This window comes from Streptomyces sp. NPDC005202 (assembly GCF_040608235.1).
Lineage (GTDB): Bacteria > Actinomycetota > Actinomycetes > Streptomycetales > Streptomycetaceae > Streptomyces.
In genome coordinates this window covers 53,668-71,466 of record NZ_JBEXHW010000017.1, presented here as the reverse complement: position 1 = coordinate 71,466, position 17,799 = coordinate 53,668, and the positions used below count along the sequence as shown (strand labels likewise).

The following is a 17,799-nucleotide window of genomic DNA, read 5'->3' as shown; positions in this document are numbered from 1 at the left end:
CTTTCGTGCGACAGCAGTGACCGGCGCGGCGGATGCTGCTCGGCGCCGCGCTGATGCGTGAACGTATCGGGTGACGATCACTTGTCACAAGTTAATGCCGCGCAGATCACGTGAAGATCACATAGTTGAACGTGTGTCATCTTTGCCCTCGTCAGCGGGCCGGTGCAGGGCCCTTTTCGCCCCGTGTCCGACTTACCGGACCGGCGTGAAGCGGACGGGCAGTGTCCGCAGTCCGCGCATGATGAGCCCGCCACGCCAGCGCAAGTCGGCCGGATCGGCGTCGAGTTGGAGATCGGGGAGCCGGGTGAGGAGGGTGGCGAGCGCGGTCTGGCCCTCCAGCCGGGCGAGCGGGGCGCCGAGGCAGTAGTGGATGCCGTGGCCGTACCCGAGGTGCTGGTTGTCACGTCGGCCGAGGTCGAGAACGTCGGGGTCGGCGAACCGCGCCGGATCCCGGTCGGCGGCGGCGAGGACGACGAGGACCGGGTCGCCGGGTGCGATGTCCTGCCCGCCGATGGTGAGCGGCCGGGTGGCGAACCGCCAGGTGGCGAGCTCCACGGGACCGTCGTAGCGCAGGAGTTCCTCGACGCCGGTCTCCAGCAGGCCGCTTTCGCCGCTCTCCAGGGACTTCTGGAGCCGGTCCCGCTGCTCGGGGTGGGTGAGGAGGGCGTACGTGCCGTTGCCGATGAGGTTGACGGTGGTCTCGAAGCCGGCGAAGAGGAGGATGAAGGCCATGGCGGCGGCCTCGTTCTCGGTGAGGTGCTCGCCGTGGTCGGAGGCGCGGATGAGGCCGGAGATGAGGTCCTCGGCCGGGCCGGGCTCGGCCGGGAGCGCCGCGCGCTTGCGGTGGATCAGGTCGGCGAGATAGCCGCGCATCTTCTTCACCGACCGCGCGACACCGCCGCGCGGCCCTCCCCCGTGCCGGATCATCATGCCCGCCCAGTCCCGGAAGTCGTCCTGGTCCTCGCGCGGGACGCCGAGCATGTCGCAGATGGCGTAGATGGGCAGGGGGAAGGCGAACTCGTGGATGAGGTCGGCCGTGCCCCGGTCCGCGAACCGGTCAATGAGGTCGTCGGCCAGCTCCTGCACCCGGGGCGCGAACTCGGCGACGCGGCGGGGCGTGAACGCCTTGCTGACCAGCCGGCGCAGCCGGGTGTGGTCCGGCGGGTCGATGTTGAGCAGGTGCGTCATCAGCTCGGCCTTGCGCTCGCCGGGGATACCGGTCTTGCCCTTGGCGTGCGCGGGCTCGTCGTGGTGCGCCGGGTTCTTGCTCAGCCGCTGGTCGGCCAGGGCCTGCTTGGCGTCGGCGTACCGCGTGACCAGCCAGGCCTCGACCCCACTGGGCAGCCGCGTGCGGTGCACGGGGGCGTGCTCGCGCAGCCAGGCGTACGCCGGGTACGGGTCGGCGGCGAACTCCCAGGTGAAGAGGTCGGGGGCGGGGCTGTCGGGCGTGGGCTGATCGGTCACTCTCCGACGGTATCCGGCCGTGTGCCCGTCGCCTCCCCCTCCGTCTCCCTGATCGCGTCCCGGTACGCGCGCGCCGCCACCCGCAGCGCCGCCTCCGGGTCGACGCCCTCCGCCTCGGCACGCACCGCCAGGGCGAGCAGTTCGTAGCCGATGCCCGCACCCTTCGGCAGGGGCACCTCGAGGCCCGCCGTGCGCACCCGGGACGCCAGCTTCGCCGCGAGCGCCAGGCCGGGCTGGCCGAGGGGGATGCCCTCCGTCACGGAGCTGCGCTGCTTCTCCTGTGCCTTCGTGCGCAGCCAGTGCTCCTTGACCTCCTCGGGGGTGGCGGCCGTCTCCTCTCCGAAGACGTGCGGATGGCGGTGGATCAGCTTGGCGACGATACCGCCGGCCACGTCGTCGATGGAGAAGGGCGCCTCGGGGTCCTCCTCGGCGATGCGGGCGTGGAAGACGACCTGGAGCAGGACGTCGCCCAGCTCCTCGCGCAGCTCCTCCCGGTCGCCGTCCTCGATCGCCTCGACCAGCTCGTACGCCTCCTCGATGCCGTACTTCGCCAGGCCCTTGTGGGTCTGCCGGGAGGACCAGGGGCACTCGGCGCGGATGCGGTCCATGACCTGGACGAGGTCGAGCAGGCGGGCGCCCGGCAGGTCGTAGGAGGCGGGGAGCAGCTCCAGCTCCGGCATGCGGACACGGCCGGTGCCGGCGAGGCGGGCCAGGCCGTCGGTCAGGGCCGGCTCGCCCTCGCCGGTCGCCACGACCACGACCGTGCGGCCTCCGGCGCAGGCGTCGAGGAGCTCCTCGGCGCTTGGCGCCGCCTCGTCCACGGTTATGCCCGCCTCGCGCAGATACGGCAGCTGCGGGTGTGCCCCGTCCGCGCACAGCACCCGGTCGGCCGCACGCAGCGCCTGCCAGGCGGGCCAGGACATGAGGCCGGGGGCGACGCGGTGGCTGGTGGTGAGCAGGACGATGCGGCCGGGGGCGTCGGTCGCGTCCGGGTTCCGGTCCTGGCCTGGGGCGTCTTCGAAGCTGGTGGTGTTCACGCTCCGAACGTAACGCACGGGACCGACGGCCCCACGAGTTGTCCACAGGCACGCGTCCCGAGTTGTCCACAGGGACGCTTCCCCGACTTGTTCACAGGGTGGGCCGCCGTACCGTTCCGCCAGTCACGCCATCTGCTGCGTCCCCGGCGTCGAGACCTCCCTGACCCAGGGCGTGGTGGCGTCCACGCGGCTGCTCTTCTGGACGTCCCAGGTGCCGTAGCGCGGATTGAGGTCGACGTGGAGTTCGCCGGAGGCGGTGGACAGGGCCTTCCAGAAGGCCGGCCGGCTGGTGTCGGTGTGGAGCTTGGCCGCGAGCTTCTGGGCCTCGAGCTGGAGGCGGAGGTTGTCGTCGAGGCGCTGCGGCGGCACCCCGTACTGCTGCAGCCACGCCGTCTGGAGCGCCTTGACGCCGCCCGCCTGCTGCTCCAGCGAAGAGCGCATCTGCTGGACCTCCCGGCGGGTGACGGTGATGCCGGCGTCCTGGGCGGCGCGGTCGAGCACCTGGTCGAGCACCATCTGGTGCAGGGTGTCCCGGGCGAGGGTGCCGGTCTGGGCGATGACCTGCTGGTACTGCGTGTCGTCCGGCACCACGGCCCGCTGCGCCCGGCGCACCTCGTCCACCCTGCTCTGCAACTGTGCGACGGTGATCCGCTGCCCGCCGACGACGGCCGCCGCGCCGGGATGCGCATCGTTTCCGCAGGCGGTGAGGAGGGGGGCCACCGCGGCGATCGCGGCGGACAGGACGAGCGCGGTGCGACGGCGGCGGTGCAAGGAAGCCTCCCGAGGAGATTGTGCGACGGTGCACAAAGTCTTGCGGTGATCGATGGTAGGCAGCGGCCGGGCTCTGGCCAACCCATTCGACCAACGATTCACCAGGACTTCGGGCACCGCCGCGCCCCCCTCGGTACGGCGGTCCTCGCTACGGCGGTCCTCAGCACGTGACAGTCGTCGGCGTCAGCCGGTGACAGTCGTCGGCGTCAGCCGGTGACAGTCGTCGGCGTCAGCCGGTGATCGCGACGGGCGCGTCCCAGGCGTCGCGGTCGACGGTGATGGTGTAGCCGTTCCGCGTCTCCTTGCTGTTGACCATGTACTGGTGGGCGCGGCTGTGGCCGGTGTACTGGGTGGAGCCGAACGGCCAGTCCGCGGTCGTGGTGTTCTGCTTGTCCCACAGCGCGTACCACGGGGAGCGACTCGGCGGCGGCGAGGGCCACGCCCCCGCCGCCCGATGCCTGCGGTCCGCCCGACCCCGTGGTCCGGTCCGTGCATCCGGCCACGGCGAGCGCCATCACGGCAGCCGCAAACCGCCCCGCCCCTCAGACGCGTCACGGCGCGTTCCTCCCCTTGCCTCCCCGGTCCCGCCCCTCGTTTCGGCGGCTGTTCCCTGGTTCCCACGGTAGCGGGACAAAGAGACCATATGGGGCTTAAAGAGGCATATAACGCAGGTCGGGCGTATCGTCGTTGCTGAGTCACGTCCGGAAGGAGCTCTGGATGGGCATCTTCGACAAAATCAAGGACATGGCGCAGGGCAAGTCCAAGCACCTGTCCGACGCCGCCGAGAAGAAGGCCAACGAGAAGACGGGCAACAAGTACGAGGACCAGGTCGACGACGCCCAGCAGGACATCGAGGGCAGGATCGGCATGGACCGCGACCGCCGGCCCGACGAACCGTAGGGCCGCAGACTCTCGGAGCAGCACGAGGCCGGCAGGGCGCGGCACACCCCTGGCCCCGGCCCACTGAACGACCACGCACCACAGCCGCCCGCGGAACCCACCCTCCGCGGGCGGTCTCACGCCGTTCCCGCGCGTGCCGCTTGACCCTGCCGCTGGTGTCAGGGTCCGACGATCCCCGCATGAGCACCCCGGACAGCAGCACCCCGAACGGGGACGTCACCGCCGGGCCCGCCTCCGACCGGGCGCTGAAGGTCGCCCGGGAACGCCTCGCCGTCATCGACGAGCGCATCACCGCACCGCTCGTCGTCCGCGCCCGGCCGACGGCGGCGCTGCGGGAGGCCACCGGCGCGCGCGTACGGCCGGCGGCCTGAAGCCCCGCCTCGAAGCCCTCGGTGCTACGACCCCAGGATCGACGTCAGGAACTCCCCGACCCACGCCAGCAGTTCCCGTCCGACCAGTGGCTTGCCGCCGATCTTCGCGGTCTTGGGGCGGGGGACGAGGACCTGGTGGACGGCCGGCTTGATGACCGTGCCGGGGTACAGGCGCTTGACCCTCAGTTCCTGGGACTCGCGCAGGTCCACCGGGGCGAAGCGGATGTTGCTGCCCTGCAGGACGATCTCACCGACGCCGCACGCACGCGCCAGCATGCGCAAGCCCGCCACCAGCAGCAGGTTCTCCACCGGCTCCGGCAACTTGCCGTAGCGATCGGTGAGTTCCTCCCGTACGGACTTGATGTCCTCCTCCGTGTTGGCGGAGGCGATGGCCCGGTAGGCCTGCAGGCGCAGCCGCTCGCCGGGGGCGTAGTCGTGCGGGACGTGCGCGTCGACGGGCAGCTCGACCTTGACCTCGAGCGGCGGCTCCTCCTCGATCTCGTCGGTCTCCAGCTGGCGCCGGTAGTCGGCGACGGCCTCGCCGACCATGCGGACGTACAGGTCGAAGCCGACGCCCGCGATGTGGCCGGACTGCTCGCCGCCGAGGAGGTTGCCGGCGCCGCGGATCTCCAGGTCCTTCATCGCCACATACATGCCCGCGCCCATCTCGGAGTGCTGGGCGATCGTCGCCAGGCGCTCGTGGGCCGTCTCCGTCAGCGGCTTCTCCGGCGGGTACAGGAAGTACGCGTAGCCGCGCTCGCGGCCACGGCCGACGCGACCGCGCAGCTGGTGCAGCTGGGACAGGCCGAAGGTGTCGCTTCGCTCCACGATCAGGGTGTTGGCGTTGGAGATGTCGATGCCGGACTCGACGATCGTCGTGGAGACGAGCACGTCGAACTTCTTCTCCCAGAAGTCGACGACGACCTGTTCCAGCGCCGCCTCCGGCATCTGGCCGTGGGCCGTGGCGATGCGCGCCTCGGGGACGATCTCGCGCAGTCTCGCGGCCGCCCGGTCGATCGACTCCACGCGGTTGTGGATGTAGAAGACCTGGCCCTCGCGCAGCAGCTCGCGGCGGATCGCGGCGCCGATCTGCTTCTCCTCGTAGGGGCCGACGAAGGTCAGCACCGGGTGGCGCTCCTCCGGCGGGGTGGTGATCGTGGACATCTCGCGGATGCCCGTCACCGCCATCTCCAGCGTGCGCGGGATCGGGGTCGCGGACATCGTCAGTACGTCGACGTTCGCGCGCAGCTTCTTCAGCTGCTCCTTGTGCTCGACGCCGAAGCGCTGCTCCTCGTCGACGATGACCAGGCCCAGGTCCTTGAACTTCGTCTCGGAGGAGAACAGCCGGTGGGTGCCGATGACGACGTCCACCGAGCCCTCCCGCAGCCCGTCCAGGACCGCCTTCGCCTCGGCGTCGGTCTGGAAGCGGGACAGCGCCTTGACGTTCACCGGGAACTGGGAGTACCGCTCGCTGAACGTCGCGAAGTGCTGCTGCACCAGCAGCGTCGTCGGGACGAGGACCGCGGCCTGCTTGCCGTCCTGGACGGCCTTGAAGGCGGCCCGGACCGCGATCTCCGTTTTGCCGTACCCCACGTCGCCGCAGATCAGGCGGTCCATCGGGACCGACTTCTCCATGTCCTCCTTGACCTCGGCGATCGTGGTGAGCTGGTCGGGCGTCTCCGCGTAGGGGAAGGCGTCCTCCAGCTCGCGCTGCCAGGGCGTGTCCGGGGCGAAGGCGTGCCCGGGGGCCGCCATGCGCGCGCTGTACAGCTTGATCAGGTCGGCGGCGATCTCCTTGACCGCCTTCTTGGCGCGCGCCTTGGTCTTCGTCCAGTCGGCGCCGCCCAGCCGGTGCAGCGTCGGGGCCTCGCCGCCGACGTACTTGGTGATCTGCTCCAGCTGGTCGGTGGGGATGTAGAGGCGGTCGCCGGGCTGGCCGCGCTTGGCGGGGGCGTACTCCACCACCAGGTACTCGCGGGTGGCGCCCTGGACCGTCCGCTGCACCATCTCGATGTAGCGGCCGACGCCGTGCTGCTCGTGGACGATGTAGTCGCCCGCCTCCAGCGTCAGCGGGTCGATGGTCTTGCGGCGGCGGGCCGGCATGCGGGCGCCGTCCCGGCCGGCCGCCTTCTGGCCGGACAGGTCGGTCTCCGCGAGCACCGCCAGCTTCAGGGCCGGGTCGACGAAGCCGTGGTCGATCGAGCCGCACGCCACGTGCACGACCGACGGGGACAGCTCCCCGAGGTCGGTGTCCAGGCGGGCGGCGATGCCCTCCCCGCCGAGCACCTCGACGGTGCGGGCCGCCGGGCCGTGGCCCTCGGTGACGAAGACCGTGCGCCAGCCGTCGGCGAGCCAGCCCTTGGTGTCGGCGAGCGCCTTGGCGGTGTCGCCGCGGTAGGTCTCGGGCGCGTGCATGCCGAGCTTGAGAGTGTCCCCGTCCTCGTCGGCGTCGTCCGCCGCGAACGGCGACACCGACCACCACATCATGTCCAGCTCGCGCGCGCGGTCCCGGACGTCGGCGATGGACCACAGGGAGGCCGCGCCGACGTCGATGGGCGCCTCGCCGCCGCCGGCGGTGGCCGCCCAGGAGGCCTGCAGGAACTCCTGCGAGGTCGCCACCAGGTCGGCCGCGCGCGTGCGCACCCGCTCCGGGTCGCACACGACGGCCATGGCGCCCTTGGGCATGACGTCGAGCAGCAGCTCCATGTCGTCGACGAGGACGGGCGCGAGGGACTCCATGCCCTCGACCGCAATGCCCTCGGCGATCTTGCCGAGCAGCTCGCCGAGCTCCGGGTGCTGCTCGGCGAGGGCACGCGCGCGTGCGCGGAGGTCGTCGGTGAGCAGCAGCTCGCGGCAGGGCGGGGCCCACAGGCCGTGCTCGGCGACTTCGAGGGAGCGCTGGTCGGCGACCTTGAAGTAGCGGATCTCCTCGACGTCGTCGCCCCAGAACTCGATGCGCAAGGGGTGTTCCTCGGTGGGCGGGAAGACGTCGAGGATGCCGCCGCGGACGGCGAACTCGCCGCGCTTCTCCACGAGCTCCACGCGGGAGTACGCGGCGGCGGCGAGGGCGTCCACCACGTCGTTCAGGTCGGCGGTCTGGCCCGTCCTCAGAGACACCGGTTCCAGGTCGCCGAGGCCCTTGACCTGCGGCTGGAGGACCGAGCGCACGGGTGCCACGACGACGGAGACCGGTCCGGTCTCGGGGTCGTCGGGGCTCGGGTGGGCCAGGCGGCGCAGCACGGCGAGGCGGCGGCCGACGGTGTCGCTGCGCGGGCTGAGCCGCTCGTGCGGGAGCGTCTCCCAGGAGGGGTACTCCACGACGCCCTCCGGGGGCAGCAGCGAGCGCAGGGCCGCCGCCAGGTCCTCGGCCTCGCGGCCGGTCGCCGTCACCGCGAGCACGGGGCGGCCGGCCTCGCGGGCCAGGGCGGCGACCGCGAAGGGGCGGGCCGCCGGGGGGCCGACGAGGTCGACGTGCATGCGGTTGCCGTCCGCGGCCGCGGTGATCGCTTCCGCTAGGGCGGGGTCCTTGACGACGGCGTCGAGCAGACCGTGCAGGCTCATGGAGGGGGCTTCCGTCCGGTGGTGGGCAACACGAAGGGCCCGACTCGTAAGACGGGCCGGGGGTCTCCAGCGTACGACGGTGTGGTGGGTGCGGTCGGGGCTGTGGACAACGTCCCATCTGCCGCCGGGCGCCCGGCGCCGCGGTTGCCGTCGGGTCCGTCGGGTGGGTCCGCTCGCCCGCGCCGGCGGGCTGTCGCTGCGCCCACCCGTGCCGCCCTGGGGGTGCCCCCAGGGCGTCAAGGCACCTTGGGGGAGACACGACTGCCCGCAGCTACGCGGCTAGACGGCTACGCGGCTACGCGGCTACGCGCGAACGCGGAAGCCCGGTGGCGAAGAGTCCCCACACTCCCCGGCACCGGGTTCCGTCCCCCGTGACCCCCGTCCACGGTGGCCCCAGGACAGCCGCTACTCGGTCGCGATCGCGTTCAGTACGTTCATCCGCCCCGCCCGGAACGCCGGGATCAGCGCCGCGAACAGGCCCACGAAGGCCGAGCCGATGAACACCCCGATGATCGTCGGCCAGGGGATGTCCAGGACGTTCAGGCCCTCCAGGGCGAGGAGCTTCTGGGCGGTCGCGCCCCAGCCCATCCCCAGGCCCAGGCCCAGCAGCGCGCCGAACAGCGCGATCAGCACCGACTCCATGCGGATCATGCGCCGCAGCTGCCTGCGCGACAGGCCGATCGCCCGCAGCAGGCCGATCTCCCGCGTCCGCTCGACCACCGACAGGGCCAGGGTGTTCACCACGCCGAGGACCGCGACGATGATCGCCAGGGCGAGCAGGCCGTAGACCATGTTGAGCAGCTGGCCGACCTGGTTCTTCAGTTCCTTCTTGTAGTCGGTCTGGTCGCGCACCTGGTACTGCGGGTACGGCTGCATCGACTTCTTCAGGGCCGCGTACGCCTGCTTCTCCTGGCCGTCCTTGGCCTCGGCGAACATGATCACGTTCGACGGGATCTTGTTCTTCGGGACGTACTTCTCCACGGTCGCGATGCTGGTGTAGCGCGCACCCTTGTCGAGGGCGGAGTCGTCGCTGGTGATGGCCGCGACCTTGAGCTTCGCCGTCCGGCCACCCTTGAAGGCGACGGTGATGGTGTCGCCGACGTGCACGCCGTGCTTCTTGGCGTAGTCGGAGCCGACCGACATGGCGTCCTTGTCGTAGGCGGCAGTCAGGGTGCCCTCGGTGGTGGTGCGGCGCAGGTCGTCGGCGTACGACGGGTCCGCGGCCGTGATCCCGGTGTCGTCGGTCTTGCCGTCGGGCGAGGTCAGCGTGGCGTCGAGGTCCTTGTAGCGGGTGACGTGGGCCAGGCCCGGCGTGTGCTGCATGGCCTTCTCGGCCTGCGGCACGATCCGCTGGTTGCCCTGGACGATGAAGTCCGCGCCGACCGACTTGTCCAGCTCGTCCGTCGCCGAGGCCACCATCGAGGAGCCGACCACCGACAGGCACGCGACCAGCGCGAGGCCGATCATCAGGGCCGCGCCCGTGGCGCCGGTGCGGCGCGGGTTGCGCAGGGCGTTGCGCTCGGCCATGCGGCCGACGGGGCCGAAGGCCCGCAGCAGCACCGCGCTGATCACCCGGACCACCCAGCCGGCCAGCAGCGGGCCGATCACCACGAAGCCGATCAGGGTCAGCACGACGCCCGCGCCCAGCACCAGCGAGCCGTCGCTGGCCTTCTTCGCGCTCGCCGCCGTGTACAGGGCGGCACCCCCGGCACCCGTGAGCACCAGGCCGATCAGGCCGCGCACCCGGCCCGCCCTGCCGTCGGCCGGGGTACCGGCATCGCGCAGGGCGGCCATCGGGGAGATCTTGCCGGCGCGGCGGGCGGGCAGGTAGGCGGCGAGGACCGTGACGACGACGCCCAGCACCAGACCGGCCACCGGCGTGGTCGCCTTCACCGTCAGGTCCCGCGTCGACAGGTCCATGCCCATCGCGCTCATGAGCTTCATCAGGCCGATCGCGATCCCGACACCGGCGCCGACGCCGAGGATCGAGCCGCCGACACCGAGCAGCAGCGCCTCCACCAGCACCGACCGGTTGACCTGCTTGCGGGACGCGCCGATCGCCCGCATCAGACCGATCTCGCGGGTGCGCTGGGCGACCAGCATCGAGAACGTGTTGATGATCAGGAAGATGCCGACCAGGAACGCGATGCCGGCGAAGCCGAGCATGGCGTACTTGATGACGTTCATGAACTGGCCGACACCCTTGCGGTTCTCGTCGGCGTTCTCCTTCTGCGTCTGGACCTTGTACGGCCCGTTCAGCGCCCGGGAGACGGTCTGCTTGAGCCGCGCGTCGGAGACGCCGGGCGCGGCGGTGACGTTGATCTGGGTGAACCGGCCGGTGGTGCCGAGTAGTTCGCGCTGCGCGGTGGCGGTGTCGAAGTAGACGACGGCGGCACCGGGGTTGGTCACCTTGAAGGTGGCGATGCCGACGATGCGCGCCTTGAAGTCACCGGTGACGGCGATGGTGCGCAGCTCGTCGCCGAGCTTCAGGTGGTGCTTGTCGGCGGTGTCGGCGTCGATCATCACCTCGGTCGGCCCGCGCGGGGCGTGTCCTGAGGTGATCTCCATCGAACGCAAGTCGTTCCTGGTCCAGTTACCGGCGATCGTCGGAGCGCCGTTGCTGGAGCCCATGTTCTTGTTGGCGCTGTTGACGACGGTCACACTCATCGAACTGACCGCGCCCTCGGCGGACTTGACGCCCTTCGCCTTCTTCGCCCGCTCCAGCACGGACGCGGGCAGCGACTCGGGCACGCCGTTCTTCGGCAGTTCGTCGCTCTTCGCGGACTTCGGCGACACCGTCACGTCGGACGCTGTCGCCGCGAACAGCTTGTCGAACGTCGTGTTCATGGTGTCCGTGAACACGAGCGTGCCGCACACGAACGCCACCGACAGCAGCACCGCTGTCGCGGACAGCGCCATGCGGCCCTTGTGCGCGAAGAAGTTGCGCAGGGAGGTCTTCAGGACGGTCATGACGTCCGCCCCCGGGCGTCGAAGTCCTTCATACGGTCCAGGACCTGGTCGGCCGTCGGCTGGTACATCTCGTCGACGATCCGGCCATCGGCGAGATACAGCACGCGGTCGGCGTACGAGGCGGCCACCGGGTCGTGCGTGACCATCACGATGGTCTGGCCCAGCTCGTCGACCGACCGGCGCAGGAAGCCCAGCACCTCGGCACCCGCGCGGGAGTCGAGGTTTCCGGTCGGCTCGTCACCGAAGATGATCTCGGGGCGGGCGGCGAGCGCGCGGGCCACGGCGACGCGCTGCTGCTGGCCGCCGGAGAGCTGGTTCGGCCGGTGCCTGAGCCGCCCGGCGAGGCCGACGGTCTCCACCACCCGGTCCAGCCACGCCTTGTCCGGCTTCCGCCCGGCGATGTCCATGGGCAGCGTGATGTTCTCGATCGCGTTCAGCGTCGGCAGCAGGTTGTACGCCTGGAAGATGAAGCCGATCCGGTCCCGGCGCAGTTGCGTGAGCTTCTTGTCCTTCAGGCCGGTGATCTCGGTCTCGTCCAGGTAGATCTGCCCGCTGGTGACGGTGTCGAGCCCGGCCAGGCAGTGCATCAGCGTGGACTTGCCGGACCCCGAGGGGCCCATGATCGCGGTGAACTGGCCGCGGGCGATGTCCACGTCGACGTGGTCGAGGGCGACGACGCGGGTCTCCCCGGCCCCGTACGCCTTCACGACCTGCCGCGCCCGCGCGGCAACGGCCGTAGGCCCTCCAGTACCCCCGTGCCTGGGAATGGTCACAGCCGATGTCACGGTAAGTCTCCTATATCGTTCAGCAATTGAGTCGTGCGACGTCATCCGGGACGCCATGGGTTCCAGTCGTTGGGTCGTAGCGTCGTAGGGTCGTAGGAAGTGCTGCGCCGACGAGTCTGGTCGGCCAGGGGTCCCGGCGCGCTGGTGCTCAGCGCAGTCTTTGGCTGGGGAAAACCCCACCCCCGTCGGTTCGGTGCGCCGCCCCCCAGCGGCGTAAAGCCAGGTTAAGGACGACTCTCGTGCCGTCTCGTCCTCCGCGGGTACGAACCCTCCCCGAGCCCTGATGCGGAGGTACCCCTAGGGGCTGTCCACCGACGGGTGGACCCCTTCTCGGGGTCGGCTCCACCCTCCGGCCCACTCAGGCTCCACCCTCCCGCAACGTCAGGGTCACGTGGGAAGCTGTCCGTCGGCAGGTAGGTGCAAGGGGAAAGGATCCGGGGTGGGCAGCACCAGACCCGCGATACGCGACACCACGCAGGGCACCACAGCCGACCGGCGGGGCGCGGTCGTTGCCGCCCTCATGCTCGCCATGGCGCTGGCCGCGCTCGACTCCACGATCGTCTCCACCGCCGTCCCGCAGATCGTCGGCGACCTCGGCGGCTTCTCCGTCTTCTCCTGGCTGTTCTCCGGCTACCTGCTCGCGGTGACGGTCACCCTGCCCGTCTACGGCAAGCTCTCCGACACCTTCGGCCGCAAGCCGGTGCTGATCGCGGGCGCCAGCGTCTTCCTGCTCGGCTCCCTGCTGTGCGCCGCCGCCTGGAACATGGGCGCGCTGATCGCCTTCCGCATCGTGCAGGGCCTGGGCGGCGGCGCGCTCCAGGGCACGGTCCAGACGCTCGCCGCCGACCTGTACCCCCTGGAGGAGCGCCCGAAGATCCAGGCGAAGCTGTCCACGGTGTGGGCGGTGTCGGCGATCGCCGGCCCGGCCCTGGGCGGCGTCCTGGCCGCGTACGCCGACTGGCGCTGGATCTTCCTCATCAACCTGCCGATCGGCTCGGTCGCCCTGTGGCTGATCGTCCGCCACCTCCACGAGCCGGACCGTCAGCCGGTGAACCGCCCGCGCATCGACTGGGCCGGCGCGCTCGCGGTGTTCGCCTGCGGCGGCGCGCTGCTCACCGCACTGGTGCAGGGCGGGGTCGCGTGGCCGTGGCTGTCGGCCCCCTCGATCGCCCTGTTCGGTACGGGACTAGCCCTGGCCGCACTCGTCGTCGTGATCGAACGCCGGGCAGCCGAGCCCATCATCCCCGGGTGGGTGTGGCGCCGCCGCACCATCGCCGCCGTCAATCTCGCCCTCGGGGCGCTGGGACTGCTGATGGTGGCCCCGACGGTCTTCCTGCCGACCTACGCCCAGTCCGTCCTCGGCCTCGCCCCCGTGGCCGCCGGATTCGTCCTGTCCGTGTGGACGCTCAGCTGGCCGGTCTCGGCGGCCCTGAGCCAGCACGTCTACCGGCGGATCGGCTTCCGCAACACCGCGATGCTCGGCATCGGCGCGGCGACACTGATCCTGTTCGCGTTCCGGTTCCTGCCGTATCCGGGCGCGGCCTGGCAGCCGACGGCGCTGATGCTCCTGCTCGGCGCCGCCCTCGGCCTGTTCCAACTCCCCCTCATCGTCGGCGTCCAGTCGACCGTCGTCTGGTCGGAACGCGGTACGGCGACCGCCTCCGTCCTCTTCTGCCGCCAAACCGGCCAGACGATCGGCGCGTCCCTCTTCGGCGCGGTCGCCAACGGGGTGCTGTCCGCGCGGCTCGGCGGCGCGAGCGACCTCGACTCGGTGACACGGGCGCTGGACGCGGGGACGGCACCGGAGGTGACACGCCGGGCCATCGCGGACGCGGTCCACGCCGTGTACCTGGGGGCGTCGTGCGCGGCAGCGCTGGCGTTCCTGGTCCTGCTGCTGTTGGCCCCGCGCCGCTTCCCGGTCCTCAAGGACTGAGCCGTACGTATGCTGCGGCCCATGGTGGCCTTGGAACGTCTGCGGGCCGACCACGCGGACGCCCTGCCGGCCTTCGAGCGGGAGAACCGCGGGTACTTCGCGCGCTCGGTGCCGGATCGCGGGGACGCCTACTGCACCGAGTCCGGGTTCGCCGCCCGCCACCAGGCCCTCCTGGCCGAACAGGAGGCGGGCGTCTGCCACTTCCACGTCGTCCTGGACGAGGAAGGGAACCTGATCGGACGCGTCAACCTGGTCGACGTCGAGGACGGTTCCGCAGAACTCGGCTACCGCGTCGGCGAACGGGCGGCGGGCCGGGGCGTGGCGACGGCGGCGGTGGGCGAGCTGTGCCGGGTGGCCGCGACGGCGTACGGGTTGCCATCACTCACGGCGGTCACCACGCTGGACAACCCGGCCTCCATGACTTGGAAGCACGACACTGCGCCTGCGGCGCGGCCCCACGGCAACCCCTCACCCCCCACCCAGACCCACCCAAACCCCCTAGTTCCACACCAAACCGCTCCTGGGTCCACTCCTCGCGGCGTTCGAAGTGACTGCGCGCAAAAAATCTGAGTTAACGCGGGTAACACCCGAGGTCATAACGGTAAGGACCTACCGACCACTCAGTTTGGCGAAAACGTCGCGCATCCCTGCCCCTCCGAGTAGCGTGCGTGACTCGCCCCCACCTCCCTGCGGTCCGCCGCACCGGACCAGAGCCGCCATTCGAGGAGCACCGGGATGTCGTACGAGCCGTCCCCGCCGTACCCGTATTCACCGCACGATGCGTCCCCGCCGTACCCGTATTCACCGCACCATGCGTCCCCGTCGTACGCGACGTATCCCTGGCAGCCGCAGCCGCCCGAACCGGCGCCGCGGCGGCTGCCGCCCCGGGCGGCGCTGGGGCACCACAGCGACCTGCGGGTCCTGCGCAGCGCCTACCGCTGGCAGCGGCGCGTGGCGACGCTCACCGCGCTCGGCTACTTCACGCTGTTTCTCGTGCTGTCGGCGTTCGCGCCGTCCTTCATGACGAGCACCGTCACCGACGGCGTGCCCACCGGACTGCTGCTCGCCCTGGCCCAACTGCCGGTCACGTGGCTGGCGATAGCGCTGTACGAGCACACCGCGCGCCGGTACGTCGACCCGCTCGCGGACCGCATCCGCAAGGAGGCCGAGCTGGACGCGAGGCGGGAGGCGACGCGGTGACGACGCAGTTCAGCGGGTCGGCGCAGACGATGTCCCTGGTGGCGTTCACCACCGTCGCCACGATCACGCTGCTGCTGTGCGTGATGACGGGCCCGGACCGGGACGATCTCGACGAGTTCTACACCGGCTACAGTTCCCTGTCCCCCATGCGCAACGGCCTGGCCATCGCGGGCGACTACATCTCGGCGGCGACCGTGCTGGGCACGGGCGGTGTGATCGCCCTGTGCGGGTACGACGGGATCGTGCTGGCGCTCAGTACGGCGCTGTCGCTGTTGCTGCTGATGTTCCTGCTGGCCGAACCCCTGCGGAACGCCGGCCGGTTCACCATGGGTGACGTGCTGGCGCGGCGGATGCCGGGGCGCAGCGCGCGCATCACGGCGTGCGCGGTGACCATCGCCGCGCTGCTGCCGCTGATGCTGGTGCAGTTGGCGGGCACGGGTCAGTTGCTGGCCTTCATCCTCGGTTTCTCCAACGACTCCCTGAAGACGGGCTGCGTGATCGGCCTGGGCATGCTGATGATCAGCTACGCGGCGATCGGCGGGATGAAGGGCACGGCCCTCATCCAGATGCTGAAGATCGTGATGCTGCTCGGGTCGGGCGCGGTGGTCGCCGTACTCATCCTGCGGCGCTTCGACTGGGACCCGGGCACGCTGTTCGACACGGCGGCGCGGCAGAGCGGGGTCGGGCCGGCCTTCCTGCATTCGGGTCTGGAGTTCGCGGGCGGTGCGAACCCCCGTCTGGACATGATCACGTCGGAGCTGACGATCGTCCTGGGCGGCGCGTGCCTGCCGCACATCACGATGCGCACGTACACCGCCTCCAGCGCGCGTCAGGTGCGGCGTTCGATGTCGTGGGCGGTGTCGAGCGTGGCGCTGTTCGTGCTGGTGATGACGGTCGTCGGATTCGGCGCGACGGCGCTGATCGGGCGGGCGGTGATCGCGCAGGCCGACCCGCAGGGCAACACGGCGTACCTGCTGGGGTCACGGGCGGTGTTCGGGTCGGACGTCTCGGCGGCCGAGAGCTTCCTCTTCACGACGGTCACGACGGCCCTCTTCCTGACGCTGCTCGCCTCGGTCGCCGGGATGATCCTCGCCTGCGCCAACTCCCTCGCCCACGACGTCTTCGCGGCCCGCGTGCAGGAGATGTCGGCGCGCCGCGAGATGACGCTGGCCCGGGTCTCGGCGCTGGCGGTGGGCATCCCGACCATCCTGCTGGCCACGTTGGTCCAGCACAGCAACCTGCAGGCGCTGGTGACCCTGAGCTTCTGCCTGGGCGCCTCCGCCATCGCCCCCGCCCTCGTCTACAGCCTCTTCTGGCGCCGCTACACCCGAACGGGCCTGATGTGCACGTTGATCGGCGGCGCGCTCGCAGTCCTGTTGCTCCTGCCGGGCACGAACCTGGTCTCCGGCTCCCCCACGGCAGTCTTCCCCCACGCCGACTTCAACTACTTCCCGTTCACGACAACGGGCCTGGTCACGATCCCCCTGGGCTTCCTCTTCGGCTGGCTCGGCACATTGGCCTCCGGCCGGCAAAAGGCGGAGGAACAGCGCCACCAGTACGAGGCGGTGGAGGCCTGGATCCTCGCGGGGGCGGTACGGAGAGGGAATTGAAACGAGCGGCGGCACCCGCAGGGGTGCACCGCTCAGCGCCGGGCAGCAGACCCCGTTGCCCGGCTACTCCCCCAACGCCCGCCCCGTGAGCGCCGTAATGCTGTTCTGCACGGTATCCATCTGCGCCCGTACGAAGTCCCACACCTCCCCGTGCTGGCGCAGTACCCGCTCCGTCTCCCCGGCGATCCGTTCCTCCCGGGCGCGCGCCTCGGCCAGCACCTCCACCGCCCGCGCCCGCGCCTCCTCCTGCCCGCGCCGCGCCGACTCCTCCGCGTCGGCGAACGCCTGCTTCGCCTCCGACAGCACCGCCTCGGCGGCCGCGACCCGCTCGGCGTGCTCCGCATCCAGCGCGGCCTCCCGCTCGGCCGCCTCCCGCTCCACCTCGGCCAATTGCTCGGCGTGTTCCCGGGCCTGCTCGGCGAGCATCCCGGAGGTCCGCTGGCGCATCTCCCGCATCGCGGCCAGCGCCTCGCTGCGGCTCTCCTTCACCTCGCGGCGGACCGAGATCCGGATCTCGTCGGCCGCCGCGCGCGCCGCGAGGAGCCGCTGCCGGGCGCGCTCGTCGGCCTCGGCGCCCACGGCGTCGGCGTGCGCCCCCGCGGCTTCCAGCACGGCGTTCGCGCGCGCCTGCGCCTCCTCCACCATGCGCTGCGCCTCCCGCCGAGCACCCTCCCGAACGGCCTGCGCCTCCTCCTGCCCGAGCTGGTGGAGCCGCCAGGCGCGCTCACTGAGCGTGTCGTACGTCTGCGGGGCGAGCCGCGCCACGACCTCCCGCAGGTGGACGGCCTCCGCCTCCATGTTCTTGGCGAGGACGGTGAGCCGCGCGGCGCGCTCCCACGCGGCGTCCCGGTCGTCGGAGAGGGCGTCCGCGTACGCGTCGACCTGGTCGGGAGGGTAGCCCCGCCCCCGTACCAACACGAAGCCGTGGGGAGACACCGATGCGCTGCTCATCCTGGAACCCCTCTCCGACGAGTCTCCGCCGAACGGACGCGAAATGATGATTTTGCGGACATCTTGGGGTATTGAGCGGAAATGTTCATAACGCGACACTCCGGGCGCGCCATACGGTCGGTACGCGAACGCAAAAGGGCCGGGCCCGGTCACGCGACCGGGCCCGGCCCCTTGCCTCACGCCATTCGGACGTCAACTACGACACATCGTGACCGGGCCCGGCCCCTTGCCCCACGCCATTCGGAC

General features: G+C 71.1%; 13 protein-coding genes and 1 pseudogene. 6 read left to right on the top strand and 8 right to left on the bottom strand.

Annotated features, from left to right (window positions below; genetic code table 11):
* Positions 1 to 192 precede the first annotated feature (192 nt).
* The 4 genes and pseudogenes from ABZV31_RS23395 to ABZV31_RS23380 all read right to left on the bottom strand — a co-directional run.
* Positions 193 to 1,464, bottom strand: a complete 1,272-nt coding sequence (locus tag ABZV31_RS23395; protein WP_355897057.1) for a cytochrome P450 — start codon at positions 1,462 to 1,464, stop codon at positions 193 to 195.
* Entirely contained in the window at positions 1,461 to 2,501 is a 1,041-nt protein-coding gene (locus tag ABZV31_RS23390) for a nucleoside triphosphate pyrophosphohydrolase (RefSeq protein ID WP_355897054.1), read from the bottom strand. Before ABZV31_RS23390 ends, ABZV31_RS23395 begins: the two co-directional genes overlap by 4 nt.
* A 123-nt stretch (positions 2,502 to 2,624) precedes the next feature.
* Complete coding sequence (locus ABZV31_RS23385; protein WP_355897051.1) at positions 2,625 to 3,272, bottom strand: SurA N-terminal domain-containing protein; 648 nt, start codon at positions 3,270 to 3,272, stop codon at positions 2,625 to 2,627.
* Positions 3,273 to 3,501: 229 nt separating this feature from the next.
* Positions 3,502 to 3,681 (bottom strand): annotated as a pseudogene (locus tag ABZV31_RS23380) (peptidoglycan-binding protein); the annotation flags it as partial.
* Between the two features lie 308 nt (positions 3,682 to 3,989).
* On the opposite strand from ABZV31_RS23380, the gene ABZV31_RS23375 reads away from it, so the two are divergent.
* Together ABZV31_RS23375 and ABZV31_RS23370 are read left to right on the top strand one after the other, a co-directional pair.
* A complete protein-coding gene (locus tag ABZV31_RS23375; protein WP_355897049.1) occupies positions 3,990 to 4,172 on the top strand; it encodes an antitoxin in 183 nt (60 codons plus the stop codon).
* Between the two features lie 179 nt (positions 4,173 to 4,351).
* Positions 4,352 to 4,543 (top strand): hypothetical protein, encoded by a 192-nt coding sequence (locus ABZV31_RS23370; protein ID WP_355897047.1) that lies wholly within the window; start codon positions 4,352 to 4,354, stop codon positions 4,541 to 4,543.
* A 24-nt stretch (positions 4,544 to 4,567) separates the two neighbouring features.
* On the opposite strand, the gene mfd is transcribed toward ABZV31_RS23370, so the two are convergent.
* The 3 genes from mfd to ABZV31_RS23355 all read right to left on the bottom strand — a co-directional run bounded on the left by mfd (position 4,568) and on the right by ABZV31_RS23355 (position 11,859).
* Positions 4,568 to 8,104 carry a transcription-repair coupling factor gene (gene mfd, locus ABZV31_RS23365; protein WP_355897044.1) on the bottom strand — a complete coding sequence of 1,179 codons (3,537 nt, stop codon included), beginning with the start codon at positions 8,102 to 8,104 and terminating at the stop codon, positions 4,568 to 4,570.
* Between the two features lie 405 nt (positions 8,105 to 8,509).
* Complete coding sequence (locus tag ABZV31_RS23360; RefSeq protein WP_355897042.1) at positions 8,510 to 11,074, bottom strand: FtsX-like permease family protein; 2,565 nt, start codon at positions 11,072 to 11,074, stop codon at positions 8,510 to 8,512.
* A complete protein-coding gene (locus ABZV31_RS23355; RefSeq protein ID WP_355897039.1) occupies positions 11,071 to 11,859 on the bottom strand; it encodes an ABC transporter ATP-binding protein in 789 nt (262 codons plus the stop codon). The genes ABZV31_RS23360 and ABZV31_RS23355 overlap by 4 nt, the downstream gene beginning before the upstream one ends.
* 439 nt (positions 11,860 to 12,298) lie before the next feature.
* On the opposite strand from ABZV31_RS23355, the gene ABZV31_RS23350 reads away from it, so the two are divergent.
* The 4 genes from ABZV31_RS23350 to ABZV31_RS23335 all read left to right on the top strand — a co-directional run bounded on the left by ABZV31_RS23350 (position 12,299) and on the right by ABZV31_RS23335 (position 16,602).
* The gene (locus tag ABZV31_RS23350; protein WP_355897037.1) at positions 12,299 to 13,792 is read left to right on the top strand and encodes an MFS transporter; all 1,494 of its coding nucleotides are present in this window, start codon (positions 12,299 to 12,301) and stop codon (positions 13,790 to 13,792) included.
* A 21-nt stretch (positions 13,793 to 13,813) separates the two neighbouring features.
* A complete protein-coding gene (locus ABZV31_RS23345) occupies positions 13,814 to 14,362 on the top strand; it encodes a GNAT family N-acetyltransferase (protein ID WP_355897035.1) in 549 nt (182 codons plus the stop codon).
* A gap of 165 nt (positions 14,363 to 14,527) precedes the next feature.
* On the top strand, positions 14,528 to 14,992 hold the full coding sequence (locus ABZV31_RS23340) for a DUF485 domain-containing protein (RefSeq protein ID WP_355897032.1): 465 nt from the start codon (positions 14,528 to 14,530) through the stop codon (positions 14,990 to 14,992).
* Positions 14,993 to 15,021: 29 nt separating this feature from the next.
* Positions 15,022 to 16,602: a cation acetate symporter gene (locus tag ABZV31_RS23335; protein WP_355897205.1), complete on the top strand. Its 1,581-nt coding sequence runs from the start codon at positions 15,022 to 15,024 to the stop codon at positions 16,600 to 16,602.
* 63 nt (positions 16,603 to 16,665) lie between these two features.
* On the opposite strand, the gene ABZV31_RS23330 is transcribed toward ABZV31_RS23335, so the two are convergent.
* Positions 16,666 to 17,553 carry a cellulose-binding protein gene (locus tag ABZV31_RS23330; protein WP_355897029.1) on the bottom strand — a complete coding sequence of 296 codons (888 nt, stop codon included), beginning with the start codon at positions 17,551 to 17,553 and terminating at the stop codon, positions 16,666 to 16,668.
* Positions 17,554 to 17,799 lie beyond the last annotated feature (246 nt).